Source organism: Massilia terrae (assembly GCF_024753145.1).
Lineage (GTDB): Bacteria > Pseudomonadota > Gammaproteobacteria > Burkholderiales > Burkholderiaceae_D > Telluria > Telluria terrae.
In genome coordinates, this window is sequence record NZ_JANUGU010000010.1 from 117,239 (window position 1) to 137,168 (window position 19,930).

Annotated in this window: 18 protein-coding genes; 14 read left to right on the forward strand and 4 right to left on the reverse strand. The window is 66.0% G+C overall.

The window, feature by feature from the left end:
- Nucleotides 1-35: 35 nt before the first annotated feature.
- The 8 genes from NX778_RS22580 to NX778_RS22615 all read left to right on the forward strand — a co-directional run bounded on the left by NX778_RS22580 (nucleotide 36) and on the right by NX778_RS22615 (nucleotide 7,532).
- Nucleotides 36-599, forward strand: coding sequence for a DUF4390 domain-containing protein (locus NX778_RS22580; protein WP_258814059.1), 564 nt, complete (start codon nucleotides 36-38; stop codon nucleotides 597-599).
- A gap of 3 nt (nucleotides 600-602) precedes the next feature.
- Nucleotides 603-2,888 carry a sensor histidine kinase gene (locus NX778_RS22585; protein WP_258814060.1) on the forward strand — a complete coding sequence of 762 codons (2,286 nt, stop codon included), beginning with the start codon at nucleotides 603-605 and terminating at the stop codon, nucleotides 2,886-2,888.
- Between the two features lie 51 nt (nucleotides 2,889-2,939).
- A complete protein-coding gene (locus NX778_RS22590; RefSeq protein WP_258814061.1) occupies nucleotides 2,940-3,668 on the forward strand; it encodes a response regulator in 729 nt (242 codons plus the stop codon).
- Entirely contained in the window at nucleotides 3,668-4,033 is a 366-nt protein-coding gene (locus NX778_RS22595; protein ID WP_258814062.1) for a GTPase, read from the forward strand. Before NX778_RS22590 ends, NX778_RS22595 begins: the two co-directional genes overlap by 1 nt.
- 96 nt (nucleotides 4,034-4,129) lie before the next feature.
- Nucleotides 4,130-4,387 (forward strand): BTH_I0359 family protein, encoded by a 258-nt coding sequence (locus NX778_RS22600; RefSeq protein WP_135190984.1) that lies wholly within the window; start codon nucleotides 4,130-4,132, stop codon nucleotides 4,385-4,387.
- Nucleotides 4,388-4,457: 70 nt separating this feature from the next.
- On the forward strand, nucleotides 4,458-5,240 hold the full coding sequence (locus tag NX778_RS22605) for a class II glutamine amidotransferase (protein WP_258814063.1): 783 nt from the start codon (nucleotides 4,458-4,460) through the stop codon (nucleotides 5,238-5,240).
- A gap of 77 nt (nucleotides 5,241-5,317) precedes the next feature.
- A complete protein-coding gene (locus NX778_RS22610; protein WP_258814064.1) occupies nucleotides 5,318-6,262 on the forward strand; it encodes an ABC transporter ATP-binding protein in 945 nt (314 codons plus the stop codon).
- A gap of 1 nt (nucleotide 6,263) precedes the next feature.
- Nucleotides 6,264-7,532: an ABC transporter permease gene (locus NX778_RS22615; protein ID WP_258814065.1), complete on the forward strand. Its 1,269-nt coding sequence runs from the start codon at nucleotides 6,264-6,266 to the stop codon at nucleotides 7,530-7,532.
- 65 nt (nucleotides 7,533-7,597) lie between these two features.
- On the opposite strand, the gene NX778_RS22620 is transcribed toward NX778_RS22615, so the two are convergent.
- Together NX778_RS22620 and metH are read right to left on the reverse strand one after the other, a co-directional pair.
- Nucleotides 7,598-7,972 carry an SPW repeat domain-containing protein gene (locus tag NX778_RS22620; protein ID WP_258814066.1) on the reverse strand — a complete coding sequence of 125 codons (375 nt, stop codon included), beginning with the start codon at nucleotides 7,970-7,972 and terminating at the stop codon, nucleotides 7,598-7,600.
- 101 nt (nucleotides 7,973-8,073) lie between these two features.
- Nucleotides 8,074-11,844: a methionine synthase gene (gene metH, locus NX778_RS22625; protein WP_258814067.1), complete on the reverse strand. Its 3,771-nt coding sequence runs from the start codon at nucleotides 11,842-11,844 to the stop codon at nucleotides 8,074-8,076.
- A 321-nt stretch (nucleotides 11,845-12,165) separates the two neighbouring features.
- Between metH and NX778_RS22630 the strand changes: the two genes are divergently transcribed.
- Nucleotides 12,166-12,405, forward strand: coding sequence for a BrnA antitoxin family protein (locus tag NX778_RS22630; RefSeq protein WP_258814068.1), 240 nt, complete (start codon nucleotides 12,166-12,168; stop codon nucleotides 12,403-12,405).
- 54 nt (nucleotides 12,406-12,459) lie between these two features.
- On the opposite strand, the gene fmt is transcribed toward NX778_RS22630, so the two are convergent.
- Both fmt and def read right to left on the reverse strand, forming a co-directional pair.
- Entirely contained in the window at nucleotides 12,460-13,404 is a 945-nt protein-coding gene (gene fmt, locus NX778_RS22635) for a methionyl-tRNA formyltransferase (protein WP_258814069.1), read from the reverse strand.
- Nucleotides 13,405-13,417: 13 nt separating this feature from the next.
- Entirely contained in the window at nucleotides 13,418-13,960 is a 543-nt protein-coding gene (def, locus tag NX778_RS22640) for a peptide deformylase (protein WP_258814070.1), read from the reverse strand.
- Between the two features lie 125 nt (nucleotides 13,961-14,085).
- On the opposite strand from def, the gene NX778_RS22645 reads away from it, so the two are divergent.
- The 5 genes from NX778_RS22645 (at nucleotide 14,086) to NX778_RS22665 (ending at nucleotide 19,869) form a co-directional block, all read left to right on the forward strand.
- Nucleotides 14,086-14,235, forward strand: coding sequence for a hypothetical protein (locus NX778_RS22645; protein WP_258814071.1), 150 nt, complete (start codon nucleotides 14,086-14,088; stop codon nucleotides 14,233-14,235).
- The gene (locus NX778_RS22650) at nucleotides 14,222-15,319 is read left to right on the forward strand and encodes a LysM peptidoglycan-binding domain-containing protein (RefSeq protein WP_258814072.1); all 1,098 of its coding nucleotides are present in this window, start codon (nucleotides 14,222-14,224) and stop codon (nucleotides 15,317-15,319) included. Before NX778_RS22645 ends, NX778_RS22650 begins: the two co-directional genes overlap by 14 nt.
- 85 nt (nucleotides 15,320-15,404) lie before the next feature.
- Nucleotides 15,405-16,442 (forward strand): DNA-processing protein DprA, encoded by a 1,038-nt coding sequence (dprA, locus tag NX778_RS22655; protein ID WP_370661366.1) that lies wholly within the window; start codon nucleotides 15,405-15,407, stop codon nucleotides 16,440-16,442.
- Between the two features lie 83 nt (nucleotides 16,443-16,525).
- Nucleotides 16,526-16,990: a Smg family protein gene (locus tag NX778_RS22660; protein WP_258814074.1), complete on the forward strand. Its 465-nt coding sequence runs from the start codon at nucleotides 16,526-16,528 to the stop codon at nucleotides 16,988-16,990.
- Between the two features lie 254 nt (nucleotides 16,991-17,244).
- Complete coding sequence (locus NX778_RS22665) at nucleotides 17,245-19,869, forward strand: DNA topoisomerase III (RefSeq protein ID WP_258814075.1); 2,625 nt, start codon at nucleotides 17,245-17,247, stop codon at nucleotides 19,867-19,869.
- Nucleotides 19,870-19,930: the final 61 nt, after the last annotated feature.

A 19,930-nucleotide genomic window follows, 5' to 3' on the forward strand; every position in this document is an offset into this window, starting at 1 on the left:
ACAACAAGCATGGATTTGAAGGCTCTGGCCCACTCGTGATCTTACGTTTATTCCGCCTCATCGCCTGCCAGCTGCTGCTGGCGTTCGCGTGCGCGCAGGCGCAGGCGTCCGACGGGATCGAGATCACCCGCAACATCATCGAAGCATCCGAGGACGGCTACCGCCTCAATGCCAATTTCGAGTTCCAGCTGCCGCACGGGCTGGAGCAGGCCTTGCAGATGTCGGTGCCGCTGTACTTCACCACCGAGATCGATGTCACCCGCCCGCGCTGGTGGTGGACCGACGAGCGTGCGGTGTCGCAGCGCCAGACCGTGCGCATCGACTACGACGTGCTGACCCGCCAGTACCACGTGCGCGTGATGGGCAGCCTGCAGCAGAATTTCACGACGCTGGACGAAGCGTTGTCGATGATCCGGCGCCCCAGCCGCTGGCTGTTCGCGCCCAAGGGGACGCTCGAACCGGGCAAGACCTACAACGTCACGCTGCGCATGTTCCTCGACCGCGACTTCCTGCAAAAGCCGCTGCAGGTGAATGCCTTCAACAACGCGGACTGGCGCCTCACCTCCAACAAAAAAAACTTCACCTACAAGGCGGAGTAGAGCGTGAACCCGGCTTTACGCTATGCACTGGTGGTGGGGGGCGCGGTCGTCTCGATCCTGCTGTTCCTGCTCGCGTCGGCGTCGGACAACTCCGGCTTCTTCGACCGTAATTACACCTGGCTGTTCGGGCTGAACGCGGCGATCGCGATCGGCCTGCTGCTGCTGGTGATCGTCGCGCTGGGACGGCTGGTGCACCGCTACCGCGCCGGCAAGTTCGGCTCCAGGCTGATGGCGCGCCTGGTGCTGCTGTTCGCCGGGATCGGCATCCTGCCCGGACTGGTGATCTTCATGGTGTCGGTGCGCTTCGTGTCGCACTCGATCGACTCCTGGTTCGACGTCAAGATCGAGGCCGCCCTCGATTCCGGCATGAACCTGGGCCACGCCGCGCTGGATGAGGCGCTGGCCGAGCTGTCCGCCAATGCCCAGAGCACGGCGGCGGCGCTGGCCGGCCAAAACGATTACAACGCCCGCCCGGTGCTCATGCGCCTGGTCGGCGACACCTCCGGCATGCAGAGCGCGATGCTGCTCACGGTGGACGGCAAGCCGGTGGCGACCTTCAGCAGCTCGCGCGGCGCCGACCTGACGCCCGACCTGCCGACGCCGCAGATCCTGCGCGAAGCGGGGCTGCCGACCGGCTATGCGCGCGCCGAGGGCGGCATCGAGCGCGATTTCCGCGACTCCGCGCAGGACCGCCTGACCGGGCTGGATGCGGCCATGGGCCTGCGCTTGCGGGTCGTGATCTCGGTGCCGGAACCGCCCGGCGCGGCGCCGCGCTACCTGCAGTTGCTGCAGTCGGTGCCGATCAATCTCGCCACCAACGCCGAGGTCCTGACCACCGCGTACAAGGAATACAATGCGCGCCTGTTCGACCGCACCGGCCTGCACAAGATGTACCTGGAGACGCTGACGCTGACCCTGCTGCTGGCGATCTTCGGCGCCATCGCCAGCGCCTTCCTGATCTCGGAGAACCTGGCGCAGCCGCTGCTGGTGCTGGCCGAGGGCACGCGCGCGGTGGCCGAAGGCGACCTGTCGCCGCGCCCGATCGTCGAGACCCGCGACGAGCTGGGCACGCTGACGCAGTCCTTCAACGCCATGACCGGCCAGCTGTTCGAGGCCCGCTCCGCGGTCGAGCGCAACCGCGCCGCGCTGCAGTCGGCCAAGGCCCACCTGGAATCGGTGCTGGCGAATATGTCGGCCGGCGTGATCGTGCTGGATGGCGAGGGCACGGTGGTGAACTCGAACGACGCCGCGCACCGCATCCTGCAGGTCGAGGTGGGCGCGCTGGCCAACCGCCGGCTCGACCAGATCGACGGGCTGGAGACCTTCGCCAGCTGCATCACGCGCGCCTTCTCGGCGCAGAGCGCGCAGTCGGCCGCCAACAGCGCGCGCCACCGCTCGCACTGGCAGCAGCAGATCGAGATCCCGCGCCGCGCCGGCTCCGGCGACGACCATGACATCACCCTGCTGGCGCGCGGCTCGCGTTTGCCGGTGGGGGCGGGCAGCGGCTTCATCGTCGTGTTCGACGATATCTCGGACGTGATCTCGGCGCAGCGCTCGGTGGCCTGGGGCGAGGTGGCGCGCCGGCTGGCGCACGAGATCAAGAACCCCTTGACCCCGATCCAGCTGGCGGCCGAGCGCATGCAAATGAAGCTGGCCCCGCACCTGCCGCCGAAGGAATCGGAATTGCTGGACAAGGGCGCCACCACCATCGTCAACCAGGTGGCCGCGATGAAGCGCATGGTGGACGACTTCCGCGACTACGCCAAGGCGCCGCCGGCGGTGCTGGAGCCGCTCGACCTGAACGCGCTGATCGAGGAGATCCTGCGCCTGTACCAGGCCGGCGACGAGTCGGACGTGATCCATGCCGCGCTGGCGCCGGGGCTGCCGCGCGTGATGGGCGACGCCACCCAGCTGCGCCAGGTGATCCACAACCTGCTGCAGAACGCGCAGGACGCGCTGGCCGACCATCCCGGCGCGCTGCAGCCGCGCATCGACCTGACCACCGAGGCCATCCGCTACGAGGGCGCGGACGGCAGGGCCGGCACCGCGGTGCGGCTGGCGATCATCGACAACGGCCCCGGCTTCGCGCCCAAGATCCTGTCGCGCGCGTTCGAGCCCTATGTGACCTCGAAGGCGCGCGGCACCGGCCTGGGCCTGCCGATGGTCAAGAAGATCATTGACGAACACGGCGGCCGCATCGACATCGGCAACCGCGCCGATGGAAGCGGCGCGTCGGTATTCATTTTGCTGTTAAAGTTAGCGCCTGAGGCGAACTTGGCCGCAGCGTAAATCGCGCATAAAATCATGCCTGTTGATGGGTGAGATCGAAAAGGCACACACATGGCGAACATACTCGTAGTAGACGATGAAATGGGTATCCGCGAGCTGCTCTCGGAAATCCTGGGGGACGAAGGCCATGCAATCACGCTGGCCGAAAACGCACAGCAGGCGCGTGAGGCGCGTGCCCATGGCGCGCCCGATCTCGTTCTGCTCGACATCTGGATGCCCGATACCGACGGCGTCACCTTGCTCAAGGAATGGCAGCGCGACGGCTTGTTGACGATGCCGGTCATCATGATGTCCGGCCACGCGACCATCGACACCGCGGTGGAAGCGACCCGTATCGGCGCGCTCAATTTCCTGGAAAAACCGATCGCACTGCAAAAGTTGCTCAAAGCCGTGCAGCAGGGCCTGACCCGCGCACAGGAAGTGGCGCGCGCCCCGGCCATCCAGCCGCGTCCGATCGCAGCGCCGGCGCTGGAAGAAACGGCCGCGATCGCCAGCCCGATGTATTCGCCGCAGCCGCCGCAGCCGCCGATGAATGGCCGCATGATCGGCGCGGCGATGGCCAGCGATGCCCACGGCCACGGCTACACCTTGTCCTTCGACTTGCCGCTGCGCGAGGCGCGCGACGCCTTCGAGCGCATGTACTTCGAGCACCATCTCGGGCGCGAGGGCGGGAGCATGACGCGGGTTGCCGAAAAGACCGGTCTCGAACGCACCCACCTGTACCGCAAGCTCAAGCAACTGGGCGTCGAGCCCGGCAAGGCTGCCAAGAAGGGGGGCTGATGGCCGCGCCGCGCGTGGCCACCACCCTGGTCACCGGCGCATCCCCTGGCGCGCGCGAGCAGGCGATCGCCCAACTTTTGCACCAAAATGGTGCGTTTTCTGCCGTCATCCTGGAAGGCTTGCCGGATGGCCGGCCATTGCTGGAACCCTCTCCCTCACTCTTGATTGAGCGCATTTCCCCCGGTTGCCTGTGCTGCACCGGGAATCTCGTTTTGCGTGTAACATTAAATCGACTCCTGCGGCGTGCGCCCGAGCGTTTGTACATTGGCGTGGCCGACGCGGGGCACCTGAGTCAGTTGCGATCGTGGCTCGCAGCCGCGCCATACGATCAGCTGTTGGAGCTGGCGCCGATTGTCCACACTTGAAATCGGTTGTGCTTAGCCCCACTTCTTCACTGAAGTGAAACGCCAGCCGCCTGCCGCCACGCGGCTGGTGCAACAAACTGATCGAGAGGAGCCATCATGAACATGATCTACAACAGCGAGCAGTACAGCGTGGTCGAATTTGGCGCCGATCGTAACCTTGAAGCCCTGCGTTTCGGCGGTTACGAGATCGTGGACAAAGCCGGCCGGCGCGAGGCTTTCATTGGCGGCAAGCTCGCGCAAACTTTCCGTCGCGACGTCAACAACCTGATCGCGAGCGAACCGACCATGGAGGAAATCGACGACTTCCTCGGCTCGTACGACACCCTCATGAGCCAGCCGGTGGTGCTGCACTAGCCCACCTTCGCCGGGCCGCGCCGTTGGGCGGCCCGTGCCGCGCTCGCCTGTAGCGTGGTAAGCTGGCGGCATGTGCCAGCTGCTCGGAATGAACTGCAACGTCCCTACGGACATCGTCTTCAGCTTTACCGGCTTCGCCCACCGGGGCGGGCGCACCGACACGCATCATGATGGCTGGGGCATCGCCTTCTTCGAAGGCAAGGGCGTGCGCCATTTCGTCGACCACCAGGCCGCCATCGCCTCCCCGATTGCCGAACTGATCAAGCAGTACCCGATCAAGTCCACCAACGTCATCGCCCACATCCGCAAGGCCACCCAGGGCCAGGTCGCGCTGGAAAATTGCCATCCCTTCGTACGCGAGCTGTGGGGCCGCTACTGGGTGTTCGCCCACAACGGCGACCTGAAAGATTTTTTTCCGCAGCTTAAAGGAACGTTCACGCCGGTGGGGAATACCGACAGCGAGCGCGCATTCTGCTTCCTGATGCAGGAACTGCGGGCCCGCTTTCCGGACACGCAACCCGACCTGGCCGTGCTGCGCGCCTCGGTCGCCGAGCTGGTGGGCCAGATCGCGGCCCACGGCACCTTCAACATGATGCTGTCCGACGGCACCGCCCTGTTCGCCCACTGTTCGACCAAGCTGTGCTACATCGTGCGCCAGCATCCCTTCACCGCCGCCCACCTGTCGGACGAAGACCTGTCGGTCGACTTTGCCACCGTCACCACGCCGCGCGACCGGGTCGCCATCATCGTCACCGAGCCGCTCACCGTGAACGAGAAATGGACCGAGTTCGCGCTCGGCGAACTGCTGGTCTTCGTCGACGGCATGCCGCTGCCGGGTCATGCAATCGCATGACAATCGTCACTTGTTCCGCAATCCGATAAAGCCCACACTCTCGCCATTGCAACTCTTCCAACATCCAAGGAGAGACGATGGCATCAACGCTTCTACAGGCTTCGAACCTGTGTAAATCCTTCGGCGCGCGGCGCGCGGTCGACGGCGTCTCGCTGCGCGTGCTGGCCGGCCAGACCGTCGGCCTGCTCGGCCCCAACGGCGCCGGCAAGTCGACCACGGTCGGCATGCTGTGCGGCCTGGTGCGGCCCGACGCCGGCGAGGTCATGCTCGATGGCGAAGCCGTCACCCCGGACGCGATGCGGGCCAAGCGCAAGATCGGCCTGGTGCCGCAGGACCTGGCGCTGTACGAAGACCTGTCCGCGCACGAGAACCTGCGGCTGTTCGGCGCGCTGTACGACCTGAAGGGCGGGGCGCTGGCCGCGCGTGTGCAGGAGGTGCTGGCGCTGGTGAACCTGGCTGACCGCGCCAGAGAAAAGGTGTCCACCTTTTCGGGCGGAATGAAGCGGCGCCTGAACATCGCCGCCGCCATGCTGCACGATCCCGCGCTGCTGATCCTGGACGAGCCCACGGTGGGCGTCGACCCGCAAAGCCGCAACGCGATCTTCGAGACCCTGGAACAGCTCAAGCGCGAGGGCCGCTCGCTGATCTACACCAGCCACTACATGGAAGAAGTCGAGCGCCTGGCCGACCACATCGTCATCGTCGACCACGGCAAGGTGATCGCCGACGAGAGCCCGGCCGGGCTGCACCAGCTGCTGCCGGCGCAGGCCGCGCTGCGCTTCGAACTGGCCACCCCGCTGCAGCCGCTGCACCTGGAGCTGCTGCGCGCCGAAGCCGGTGTCGCCTCGGTGGCGGCCGGGGACGGCAATCGCTACGAGATCGGTCTCACCGACAGCGGCGCCGCCGTCGCGCTGCTGGCCTGGCTGGAACAGAACGGCTACCGGCTGGTGCACTTCGCGACCGCGCGCGCCAGCCTCGAAGACATCTTCCTCAACCTCACCGGGCGCTCGCTGCGCGACTGACATGACCGCTCTGATTGCACTGGTCCGCAAGGACCTCATCCTGTTCCTGTCCGACCGCCGCCGCCTGCTGATCAGCCTCGTGATGCCGGTGGTGATCGGCGCCTTCTTCGGCTACCTGATGGGCGGCAGCGCGTCCAAAGGCACGATCGACGTCGCCCTGGTCCAGCAGGACACCGGCGAGATCGGCGCCAAGATCGAGAAGGGCCTGCGCGCCGACGCCACCCTGCACCTGACCGCGATGTCGCTGGCCGAGGCGCAGCTCGCCGTCACCAAGGGCAAGCAGTCGGCCGCGATCGTGATCCCGGCCGGCTTCGGCGACGCCGCCGGCGAAGCCCTGTTCGGCGTGCGCGAGAAGCCGCAGATCCGCCTGCTGTACGACCCCTCGCAGACGGCGGTGCTGGCGATGGTGAAGGGCATGCTGACCCAGCAGGTGATGCAGGTGGTGAGCAGCGAGATGTTCAGCGGCCGGCGCGGCGCCGAGCTGGCCGACCGTGGCTTGCGTGAACTCGACAAGCAGGACGGCGAGCAGGCGCAGGTGCTGCGTGAGCTGCTGGGCAGCGTGAAGAAGTACCAGGTCGCGCAGCAGGACAGCGCGAAGGCGCAGCCGGCCGGCCTGTCGATGCCCTTCACCACCAGCGACGAGCAGATGAAGTCCGGTCCGGCGGCGGTGGGCTACAACGGCTACGCGCACTCGTTCGCCGGCATGGCGGTGCAGTTCATCCTGTTCATGGGGATCGACATGGGCATCGGCGTGCTGCTGGCCAAGCGCGACGGCGTGTGGAACCGGGTGCTGGCCGCGCCGGTGTCGCTGACCACGGTGCTGCTGGCGCGGGCCGTGTCGACCGCGGTGATCGCCTTCGGCCTGCTGTGCGCGGTGTTCGTGATCGCGGTGGCCGGCTTCGGCGTACACATCGCGAGCGTGGCCGGCTTCCTGTGCGTGGCGCTGGGCTTTGCCGCGATGACGGCCGGCTTCGGGCTACTGATCGCCGCGTTCGGCAAGACCCCGGAAGCGGCGCGCGGCATCGCGATGATCGCCACGCTGCTGATGGTGATGGCGGGTGGCGCGTGGATGCCGTCCTTCCTGTTCCCGCCGTGGATGCAGAAGGTGTCGCTGTCGATGCCGACGCGCTGGGCGGTGGACGGGCTGGATGGCGTGACCTGGCGCGGGTTCGGGATGGAGGTGGCGGGGCCGGCGATGGCGGTGCTGTTTGGTTTTGCTCTTGTGTTTGCGGCGCTGGCGGTGTTCAAGTTTCGGCGCGACGCCGAGTAAACTTCAAAGTCAAATGGGGTTCCCGCGTGCGCGGGAACCCCATTTTGCATGAGCAGCCAATACCCTCAGCCGATCCGCGTCCGTGTCCCGAACTTCGCCAGCTCCGGATGCGCCTGCACCTCCCACGCCAGCAGGATGATCGACACGATCCCCACCGCGATCTCGTTGGCGTCGAACGAGGTATCCGGAATATCGTTGACCACCCACGGGCAAACGATCAGCCAGATATTGAGCAGCACATTGATCCCCACCGCCCACGAGAACGTGCCGGCCAGGGAGACCGCCGCCAGGATGACCATCAGCGCGCCCGAGCAGTAGGCGTTGATGGCCCCGCCCGCACCATACGGATAAGCGAACGCGAAGGGCGAGATGATGATCCAGATCCCCAGGATCAGCACGAGCTGGTCCTGCCATCGCTTCGGTGATGTGCCTGTTGCCATGATGTCCTCCCCATTTGATCCAAGCCTGTTTCAGCTTAGGCAAAGGGGAGGGCGTCAAGTTCGCTGAGCGGTGGCGGTTTTTTCGCTCAGGCGGCCCGATGTCAGGACAGGTTCGGCGCCAGGTGGCGCTCCAGCTCTTCCTTGTCCATGCCGCGCCGCGCAGCCATGTCTTCCAGCTGGTCCTGCCCGATCTTGCCGACCACGAAGTAGGTCGACGCCGGGTGCGAGAAGTAGAAACCGGACACCGAGGCTGCCGGATACATCGCGAACGCATCGGTCAGCACCATGCCGATCTCGCCCGCCTGCAGCGTGTCGAACAGGTCGGCCTTGACCGTGTGCTCGGGGCAGGCCGGATAGCCCGGGGCCGGGCGGATGCCGCTGTACTGCTCGGCGATCAGCTCGGCGTTGGACATCTTCTCGCTGGCCGCATAACCCCACAGGTCAGTGCGCACGCGCTCGTGCAGGTATTCGGCGAAAGCCTCGGCCAGGCGGTCGGCCAGGGCCTTGACCATGATCGCCGAGTAGTCGTCGTTGGCCTTCAGGAAGCGCTGCTCGTGCTTCTCCACGCCCAGGCCGGCCGTCACCGCGAACATGCCGATGTAGTCGGCGATGCCGGAGTCCTTCGGCGCGATGAAATCGGCCAGGCAGCGGTTCGGCCTCTGCTCGCCGTCCACCACCGGCTTCACGCCCTGCTGGCGCAGGCCGTACCAGGTGAAGGCGGCTTCCTTGCGCGCTTCGTCGCGGTAGATCTCGATGTCGTCGTCGCCCACGGTATTCGCCGGCAGCAGCGCGATCGCGCCGTTGGCGGTGAGCCAGCGGCCGTCGATGATCTGCCTGAGCATGTCCTGGCCTTCCTCGAACACCTTGGACGCGGCCTCGCCCACCACCGGGTCCTGCAGGATCGCGGGGTAGGGACCGGCCAGGTCCCAGGTCTGGAAGAAAGGACCCCAGTCGATGTAGCGCGCGATGGTCGCCAGGTCGACGTTCCTGAATTCGCGGCGGCCGATGAACTTCGGCTTGGCCGGCGCGTACGACAGCTTCGCCTTGTTGGCGCGCGCCTGCTCCAGCGTCACCATCGGCAGCGCCTTCTTGTTGGCGTGCTGCAGGCGAATGCGCTCGTAGTCGGCCGTGATCTCGGCCAGGTAGGCGTCGCGGCCTTCCGGCGACATCAGCGACTGCGCCACCGACACCGAGCGCGATGCGTCCGGCACGTAGATCACCGGGCCTTCGTAGTGCGGCGCGATCTTCACGGCGGTGTGCGCGCGGCTGGTGGTGGCGCCGCCGATCAGCAGCGGGATCTTGCGGTCGCGGAAGTACGGGTCGCGCTGCATCTCGCGGGCGACGTGGGCCATCTCTTCGAGCGAGGGCGTGATCAGGCCGGACAGGCCGACGATGTCGGCGTTCTCGATCCTGGCGCGCGCCAGGATCTCGGACGCGGGCACCATCACGCCCATGTTCACGACCTCGAAGTTATTACATTGCAGGACCACCGACACGATGTTCTTGCCGATGTCGTGCACGTCGCCCTTGACGGTGGCGACCACGATCTTGCCCTTCGGCTTGGCGACGATGCCGGTCAGGCGCTCCTGCTCCGCCTTTTCCTCTTCGATGAAGGGGATCAGGTGGGCCACGGCCTGCTTCATCACGCGCGCCGACTTGACCACCTGCGGCAGGAACATCTTCCCTTGCCCGAACAGGTCGCCGACGATGTTCATGCCGTCCATCAGCGGGCCTTCGATCACCTGGATCGGGCGGCCGCCGGCGGCCGCGATCTGCTGGCGCGCTTCCTCGGTGTCCTCGACGATCCATTGGGTGATGCCGCTCACCAGCGCGTGCGCGAGGCGCTTGTTGACCGGCGCGTTGCGCCACTCCAGGTTCTGTTCCTGCTTGCCGCCGCCGGCTTTCAGCGTGCCGGCGAATTCGATCATGCGCTCGGTCGCATCCGGGCGGCGGTTCAGCACCACGTCCTCGACGTGCTCGCGCAGTTCCGGCGCCAGCTCGTCGTACACGCCGACCATGCCGGCGTTGACGATCCCCATGGTCATGCCGGCCTTGATCGCGTGGTACAGGAACACGGTGTGGATCGCCTCGCGCGCCGGGTCGTTGCCGCGGAAGCTGAACGAGACGTTGGACACGCCGCCCGACACCTTCGCATGCGGCAGGTTCTCGCGGATCCAGCGGGTGGCGTTGATGAAGTCCACCGCGTAGTTGTTGTGCTCCTCGATGCCGGTCGCGATCGCGAAGATGTTGGGGTCGAAGATGATGTCCTCGGGCGGGAAGCCGACCTGCTCGACCAGCACCTTGTAGGCGCGTGCGCAGATCTCGGTCTTGCGCTCGAAGGTGTCGGCCTGGCCCTGTTCGTCGAAAGCCATGACGATCACGGCCGCGCCGTAGTGGAGGCACAGGCGCGCCTGGCGGATGAACTCTTCCTCGCCTTCCTTCATCGAGATCGAGTTGACGATGGCCTTGCCCTGCACGCATTTGAGGCCGGCCTCGATCACGGTCCACTTGGACGAGTCGATCATGATCGGCACGCGCGAGATGTCCGGCTCGGACGCGATCAGGTTCAGGAAGCGGGTCATGGCGGCGACCGAATCGAGCATCGCCTCGTCCATATTGATGTCGATGACCTGGGCGCCGTTCTCGACCTGCTGGCGCGCCACCGACAGCGCCTCGTCGAACTGCTCGTTCAGGATCATGCGCGCGAAGGCCTTGGAGCCGGTCACGTTGGTGCGCTCGCCGACGTTCACGAACAGCGAGCTGTCGTCGACGGTGAACGGCTCCAGGCCCGACAGGCGCATCGCGACCGGCACCTCCGGCACGCGGCGCGGCGGCGTGTTGGCCAGGATGCCGGCGATGGCGCCGATGTGTTCCGGCGTGGTGCCGCAGCAGCCGCCGGCGATGTTGACGAAGCCGGCGTCGGCGAATTCGCGCAGCAGGGCCGAGGTGTCGGCCGGCAGCTCGTCGAAGCCGGTGTCGCTCATCGGGTTGGGGAGGCCGGCGTTCGGGTAGATGCAGACGAAGGTGTCGGCGATCTGCGCCAGCTCCTCGGCATAGGGCCGCATCAGGGCCGCGCCCAGCGCGCAGTTCAGGCCGATGGTCAGCGGCTTCGCATGGCGCACCGAGTTCCAGAAGGCGGGCACGGTCTGGCCCGACAGGATGCGGCCGGAAGCGTCGGTGACGGTCCCGGAGATCATCAGCGGCAGGCGCGGCGTGCCGGGATGCGCGTCGAAATACTGGTCGATCGCGAACAGCGCGGCCTTGCAGTTGAGGGTGTCGAAGATGGTCTCGACCAGCAGCAGGTCGGCGCCGCCGTCGACCAGGCCGCGCACCTGCTCGTGGTAGGACGCGACCAGCTCGTCGAAGGTGACGTTGCGCGCGGCCGGGTCGTTCACGTCCGGCGAAATCGACGCCGTCTTCGGGGTCGGGCCCAAGGCGCCGGCCACGTAGCGCGGCTGCTCCGGCGTACTGTATTTGGCGGTGGCCTGCTTCGCCAGCTTGGCCGCCTCGACGTTCATCTCATAGGCCAGGTGCGCCATGTGATAGTCGTCCTGGGCGATCGCGGTGGCGCCGAAGGTGTTGGTCTCGATGATGTCGGCGCCGGCGGCCAGGTAGCGCTCGTGGATCTCGCGGATCACCTGCGGCTGGGTCAGCGTCAGCAGCTCGTTGTTGCCCTTGACGAAGAGTTCGCGCTTGCCCGCGCCTTCCGGCGCCTGGAAGGTGGCGAAGCGCTCGCCCCGGTAAGCGGCCTCGTCCAGCTTGTACTGCTGGATGATGGTGCCCATGGCGCCGTCCAGGATCATGATGCGGCGCGCAAGGATATCGCGCAGCTGGGCTTCGATCGGGGACGGGACGGCGGTGCGGGCGTTCATCGGTCTGCTTTCAAAGGGCGCGGCGGATCGCCGCACAGGATGGGGTGGGTCTGAAATTATACGTGATCGCGGCGGTTTGTCTTTTTGCCGGCCTTTTCCACCCCTTGGGCAGGTTTCGCGAACTGAACAAGCATTCCCATGCGTACAAATGTATCATTATGTATGCACGCGCCGAACTGTTACAGTGCGATACAATTCCGGCCCCGCCAGCAATCTTCAAGTTACATGCCGGGACGAAAATCGTGCTGTGCCACCGGTTGCGTGGCGGAAGTGTTAAATAACTTGCAAAGGCCGAGCGCCCGCGCCGAGATGGGAACAGCAATGAACAAAGAATTTGAGCCGGATTGGGACCAACCGGCAGTCCGCAACCATGACGTGTCCACCGCCCCCAAGCATCACCCGAACGGCGGCGTGAAACAGATCGTCACCATCCGCCTGGACGTCGACATGCTCGAATGGTTCAAGTCGGCAGGTCCGGGCTACCAGACCCGCATCAACCAGGTGCTGCGCGCCCATATGGATGAGCAACGCGCCGCGGCGCAACAGCAGCAACAGCAGTAAGCCAGACGGCGGCAGGGGCGGGCGGCTCCGCTGCCCAGGCAACAAATCCCCTGCCTAGTCGAACGCGAGCTTCTCGAGCGGGAATCCCTTGAGGAATTCCGCTGCGGGCAGTCGCTTGCCGCCCGGCTTTTGCAGCTCGGTCAGGCGCAGTGCGCCCTGGCCGCACGCCACCACGATGCCCTGGCGCGCATCCGCGGCCAGCACCTGGCCGGCGGCGCCACTGCCATCGATTGCTTCGGCTTTCCAGATCTTGATCGCCACGCCGTTCACCTGCGCCTGCGCGCCGGGGAAGGGGTTGAAGGCGCGTACCTTGCGGGCCAGCCCGGCTGCCGGCAGGTGCAGGTCGAGCTTCGCTTCGTCCTTGCTGATCTTGGCGGCGTAGGTCACGCCCTGTTCCGGCTGCGGCGCCGGCTTCAATCCGGCGTAGCGGCGCAGGGACTCGACGATCATGCGCGCGCCGAGCGCGGCCAGCTTGTCGTGCAGGCTGCCGGTGGTGTCGGCATCGTCGATAGCAATTGCCTCCATCGCCAGCATCGGGCCGGTGTCCAGCCCTTCCTCCATCTGCATGATGGTGACGCCCGTCTCGCGGTCGCCCGCCTCGATCGCGCGGTGGATCGGCGCGGCGCCGCGCCAGCGCGGCAGCAGCGAACCGTGGATATTGATGCAAGGTTTGATGTCGAGCGTGCTCTTCGGCAGGATCAGGCCGTAGGCCGCGACCACCATCAGGTCGTAGTCGAGCGCGAGCAGGGTCTCGTGCGCGGCAGTGGCCTGCGCCGCCCGTTCCGGATCCTTGGCGTCCATGCGCAGCGACAGCGGCTGCAGCACGGGAATGGCATGTTCCAGCGCGACCTGTTTCACCGGCGAGGCCTGCAGCTGCATGCCGCGGCCGGCCGGACGGTCGGGCTGGGTCAGCACCAGCGGCACCTCGAACCCGTCCTCGATCAGCGCGCGCAGGGCGCACGCGGCAAACTCCGGCGTGCCGGCAAAGACGACTTTCATGGAGACCTCGCGCTTAGCGGCGGCCGCCGGCGGCACGGGCGCCGCCATCGCGTTGCTGCCCGCGTTCCTCCTTGAGCAGCTTGGTCTTGATGCGGTTGCGCTTGAGCGGCGACAGGTATTCGACGAACACCTTGCCCATCAGGTGGTCCATCTCGTGCTGGATGCAGACCGCCAGCAGGCCGTCAGCCTCCAGCTCGAACGCCTTGCCGAACTGGTCCATTGCGCGCACCTTGACGCGCGCCGGGCGCTCGACGCCGTCGTAGATGCCGGGCACCGACAGGCAGCCTTCCTCGTAGACTTCGCGCTCCTCGCTGGCCCAGGTGATTTCCGGATTGCAGAATACCTTGAGCTGGTCATGGGTCTCGGACACGTCGATCACCACCAGGCGCTCGTGCACATCGACCTGGGTCGCGGCCAGCCCCACGCCCGGGGCGTCGTACATGGTCTCGGCCATGTCCGCGACCAGCTTCTGCAGGCGTTCGTCAAATTCGGCGACGGGCTTGGCTACCTTGTGCAGGCGGGGATCGGGATAGCGCAGGATGTTCAGGATGGCCATACGGTGGTCGACACTCTCGGGTTCAGTTTTGGTTTTAATGGTTGCGTAGCCGCCGCACAAGCGCCAAATGCCGCACGCCATCCCCGCTCGCAGGACGTAATTGTCTTGCTAGTTCAGGGATTTATGTGCAGAATTTGATTCAGTTCGGCAACTTTTTGGATCCGCAGCACGACTGGGCAATGCCCGCGGGCGGCGGCTGGGCCGAGGAAACTAGCGCAGCCGGCAACTCGGTGTTCATGCCGCACTTTACGGACCGTTTCGATGAAAAATTTTAGCACAGTCGCGCCCCGCCTTGCATCGGCCGCTCTTCTCTCGTGCGCCGTGCTGCAGGCGGCCCAGGCGGCCCAGCCCGGCGACTTCCGTCCGGACGCGCCGGACCAGCACGTGGTGGTCAAGGGCGACACCCTGTGGGGCATTTCCGGCACCTTCCTCAACAATCCGTGGCGCTGGCCGGAGGTCTGGGGCCTGAACCGCGACCAGATCCGCAATCCGCACTGGATCTACCCGGGCCAGATCGTGTATTTCGACCGCGCCCACGGCCGCCTGACGCTGAACAAGCCGGGCAGCGGCGAGGACGCCGCCGCCACCGGCGAGCTGCGCATGTCGCCGCAGCTGCGCACCGAGGGCCTGGGGCGCGATGCCGTGCCCGCCATTGCGGCCGGCGCGATCGAACCTTTCCTGACCCAGCCGCTGGTGGTGCAGGCCGACGAGCTCGCCGGCGCGCCCACCATCGTGGCCTCGCAGGGCGGGCGCCTCTACCTCGGCCAGGGCGACAAGGTGTATGTGCGCGGCAAGCTGAACGGCGCCAGCTCCTTCCAGGTGTTCCGCCCCGGCACGCCGCTGACCGATCCGGACACCGGCAAGGTGGTGGCTTATCAGTCCACCTACCTGGGCAGCGTGGCGCTGCAGCCGGACCAGAAGGCGGGCGCGGACGTCAGCAGCTTCGCGATCGCCAGCGCCAACCGTGAGATGGCGGTGGGCGACCTGTTGCTGCCGGCCCCGCCGACCCCGATCCGCAACTACGTGCCGCATCCGCCGGAGCGCACGGTGCGGGCACGCGTGATGTCGATCTACGGCGACGGCACGCAAGCCGCACAGAGCCAGGTCGTGACTGTCAATAAGGGCACTGTTGACGGACTCGACGTCGGCTCCGTGCTGCAGCTCTATCATTACGGGAAGACGGTGCCGGACCCGGCCAGCAAAGGCTTCCTCGGCCTGTTCCGCGCCAAACTCAAGCTGCCAGACGAGCGCTTCGGCGACCTGTTCATCTTCCGCGTGTTCAAGAACGTTTCCTACGGCCTGATCATGCAAGTGAACGAGCCCGTGCAAGTCGGCGACGTGGCCAACTCACCGGAGTAAACCCGCCGTGCAGGACACGGACCCCACCACCGCAGCCAGCAGCGCCCACCTTGCCGACTGGCTGCGCCTGGAACAGGCGAGCGGTGTGGGGTGCCGGACGGCCAACTTGCTGTTGGCCGAATTCGGCTCGCCGCGGGCCATCGTCGAGGCTGGCGTCAAGGAACTTTCCGCCCATGTGTCGAAGGCGCAGGCAAGTGCGCTGTGCGCGCCCGATTCGCCCGCCTTCAGCGCGCTGCTGGCCGCCACGCTCGACTGGCTGAAGCGGCCCGGGCACCACCTCATCACCCGCCACGATCAGCGCTACCCGGCGCTGCTGGCCCAGATTCCCGATCCGCCGCTGATGCTGTACGCCATCGGCGAGCCCGGCCTGCTCGCGCAGCCCTGCCTGGCCATCGTCGGCAGCCGCAACGCCAGCGCGCAGGGCCGGGCCAACGCCGAGGCGTTCGCGCAGGCACTGTCTGACGGCGGCCTCACCATCGTCTCGGGCCTGGCGGCTGGCATCGATGCCAGCGCCCACATCGGCGCGCTGCGTGGCGGCGCGTCCACCATCGCGGTGGTCGGCACCGGGCTGGACCGCGTCTACCCCGCACGCCACCGCGAGCTGGCGCAGTGCATCGCGCGGCAGGGCTGCATGCTCAGTGAATACGCGCTGGGCACGGGGCCGATCGCCAACAATTTCCCGCGTCGCAATCGCATCATCAGTGGACTGGCGGCGGGCGTGCTGGTGGTGGAGGCGGCGGCCGAGTCCGGCTCGCTGATCACGGCGGGCCTGGCCAACGACCAGGGCCGGGAAGTGTTCGCTGTGCCAGGCTCCATCCACTCGGCCCTGTCGAAGGGTTGCCACAAGCTGATCCGCGATGGCGCGCTGCTCGTCGAGACGGCGAACGATGTGCTGCAAGCGATGCATATGTCGCCACTGGCGGCTGTCGCGCCGGCAATGCCCAATGATGGCGCATGCGATCAATTACTCGGGCGTATAGGCTTCGATCCCGTGTGCTTCGATGCGCTCGCCAGCCACACGGGCGCGCCCGCGGCCAGCCTTGCCAGCCAGCTGTTGTTGCTTGAACTGGCAGGCCAGCTTGAGCGCCTTCCGGGAAACATAATACAAAGGATAGTGCGTTGAATAAGGCTGCAAAACAACGATCGATTCTCGATGCCGTGCGGCACTTGTGCCACGGCGAGCTTAGCTGATACAGTAGCGCCACTATGTTCGACATTCTGGTATATCTCTACGAAACCTACTACCGCCCGGATGCCTGTCCGGCGCCGGATGCACTGGCCCGCAAGCTGTCCGCGGTCGGTTTCGATGATGTCGAAATCACGGAAGCGCTGGACTGGCTGAACGGCCTGAACGAAATGGTCGGCGCCGAAATGATCGACACCGCCGCATCGACCGGCACCCGGTTCTATGCGCGCCAGGAGACCGACGACCTCGGCAGCGCCGCGATCGGTTTCATCACCTTCCTCGAAAGCGCGGGCGTGCTCGGCCCGGTGCAGCGCGAGATCGTCATCGAACGCGCGCTGGCGCTGGACGAATCGCCGGTCACGCTGGGCAAGCTCAAGATCATCGTGCTGATGCTCCTGTGGAGCCAGGGCAAGGAGCCGGACGCGCTGATGTTCGACGACCTGTTCGGCGACGACGACGAGCAGGTGCCGCGCCTGCTGCACTAAACACCACCCCCACCTTCAAACAACGCCGCCCCGGCGCAGGCCGGGGTCCATGTTGAGGCCCCGAAGTCGTTGCCTCAGCTTTTGCGCGTGCGTTTGATGCCGCACACACTTGCCGTCACTGCAGCAACCCGCTTATCATTGGGCCGCTCCTCCCTACTGTTGCTTATCAGACACTTTTCGGGAAAACGACCGGCGCGGTGACAAGCATGTATCATGCGCACCCAAGCCTCTAATATAAGTACGACGAGAAACCTATGACCAAAACCCTCATCATCGCCGAGAAGCCGTCTGTCGCGAACGACATCGCCAAGGCGCTCGGCGGCTTCACCAAGCACGATGAGTACTTCGAGTCGGACGACTATGTGCTGTCGTCGGCGGTCGGCCACCTGCTCGAAATCGCGGTGCCGGAAGAATATGACGTCAAGCGCGGCAAATGGAGCTTCACGCACCTGCCGATGATCCCGCCGTTCTTTGCGCTGAACCCGATCGCCAAGACCGAATCCCGCCTCAAGGTGCTCAACAAGCTCATCAAGCGTAAAGACGTCGGCGCCCTGATCAACGCATGCGACGCGGGCCGCGAGGGTGAGCTGATCTTCCGCCTGATCGTCCAGAACGCCAAGGCCAAGCAGCCGATCAGCCGCCTGTGGCTGCAGTCGATGACGCCGGGAGCGATCCGCGACGGTTTCGCCCACCTGCGCAGCGACGACGAAATGCTGCCGCTGGCCGACGCCGCGCGCTGCCGTTCCGAGGCCGACTGGCTGATCGGCATCAACGGCACCCGCGCCATGACGGCGTTTAACTCGAAGGAAGGCGGCTTCTACCTGACCACGGTGGGCCGCGTGCAGACCCCGACCTTGTCGATCGTGGTCGAGCGCGAAGAGAAGATCAAGAAGTTCGTGGCGCGCGACTACTGGGAAGTGCGGGCCGAATTCGTGTGCGCCGCCGGCGTCTACGAAGGCCGCTGGCTGGACCAGAATTTCAAGAAGGACGAGAACGACCCCGAGAAGCGCGCCGAGCGCCTGTGGAGCCGTGCCGCTGCCGATTCCGTGGTCGCCGCCTGCCGCGGCAAGCAGGGCGTGGTGACGGAAGAATCCAAGCCCACCACCTCGATGGCGCCGGCGCTGTTCGACCTGACCTCGCTGCAGCGCGAGGCCAACGGCCGCTTCGGTTTCTCGGCCAAGAACACCCTGGGCCTGGCCCAGGCGCTGTACGAAAAACACAAGGTGCTGACCTACCCGCGTACCGATTCGCGCGCGCTGCCGGAAGACTACCTCGGCACCGTCAAGTCGACGCTCGAGGTGCTGAAGGAGAACGCGAACTACCACCAGTTCGCCAAGCAGATCCTCGACAAGGGCTGGGTCAAGCCGAACAAGCGCATCTTCGACAACACCAAGATCTCGGACCACTTCGCGATCATCCCGACCGGCGTGGCGCCGAAGAACCTGTCCGAGCCGGAGCAGAAGCTGTACGACCTGGTCACGCGCCGCTTTATGGCGGTGTTCTTCCCGGCGGCCGAATTCCTGGTCACCACCCGCTTCACCGAAGTCTCGGGCCACCAGTTCAAGACCGAGGGCAAGGTGATGACCAACCCCGGCTGGCTCGCTATCTACGGCAAGGAAGCGGCCGAGGACAAGGAAGGCGGCGCGACCCTGGTGCCGGTGGCGAAAGGCGAGAAGGTCCTGGCCGACAAGTTGACCGCCAACGGCCTGGTAACCAAGCCGCCCGCGCGCTATAACGAAGCGACGCTGCTGTCGGCGATGGAAGGCGCGGGCAAGTTGGTCGACTCCGACGAGCTGCGCGACGCCATGGCCGGCAAGGGCCTGGGCACGCCGGCCACGCGCGCGGCCATCATCGAGGGCCTGCTGACCGAGAAGTACCTGGTGCGCGAAGGCCGCGAGATGATCCCGACCGCCAAGGCGTTCCAGTTGATGACGCTGTTGCGCGGCCTGGGTGTGAACGAGTTGACCATGCCCGAGCTGACCGGCGAGTGGGAGCACAAGCTGTCGCAGATGGAGCGCGGCCGCATTTCGCGCGACGAGTTCATGCGCGAGATCGCGCAGATGACCCAGGTGATCGTCAAGCGCGCCAAGGAATACGACAACGACACCATCCCCGGCGACTACGCGACCCTGCAGACGCCGTGCCCGAACTGCGGCAGCGTGGTCAAGGAAAACTACCGCCGCTTCGCCTGCACCAAGTGCGAGTTCTCGATGACCAAGACGCCGGGCGGGCGCCAGTTCGAGATCGAGGAAGTCGAGCAGCTGCTGAAGGACCGCACCATCGGCCCGCTGCAGGGCTTCCGCTCGAAGATGGGCCGTCCGTTCGCGGCGATCCTGCGCATCGTGCGCGACGAGGAGATCCACAACTTCAAGCTGGAATTCGACTTCGGCCAGGACCAGTCGGAAGGCGAGGAGGGCGAAGGCGTCGACTTCACAGGCCAGACGCCGCTTGGCCCCTGCCCGAAGTGCAACGGCAATGTGTACGAGATGGGCCTGGCCTACGTGTGCGAGCACAGCGTCGCCAAGCCGAAGACCTGCGACTTCCGTAGCGGCCGCATCATCCTGCAGCAGGAGATCCTGCCGGAGCAGATGGCCAAGCTGCTCAACGACGGCAAGACCGACCTGCTGCCGGGCTTCATCTCGCAGCGCACGCGGCGTCCGTTCAAGGCATTCCTGGTGCGCGGCAAGGACGGCAAGATCAGCTTCGAGTTCGAGGAGCGCAAGGCCAAGCCGGCGGCCAAGGGCAAGGCGGCTGCGGCGAACGACAGCGAAGGGGATGGCGATGTCGCGGTGGCCAAGAAGGCCACGGCAGCCAAGGCTGCGGCCAAGCCGGCCGCGAAGAAGGCGCCAGCCAAGCGCGCTGCGGCGGCCAAGAAGTAAGCAGGAGTCTGCGAACAAAAAAGCGAGCCGCCGGCTCGCTTTTTTTATGTTGAAATCTGAG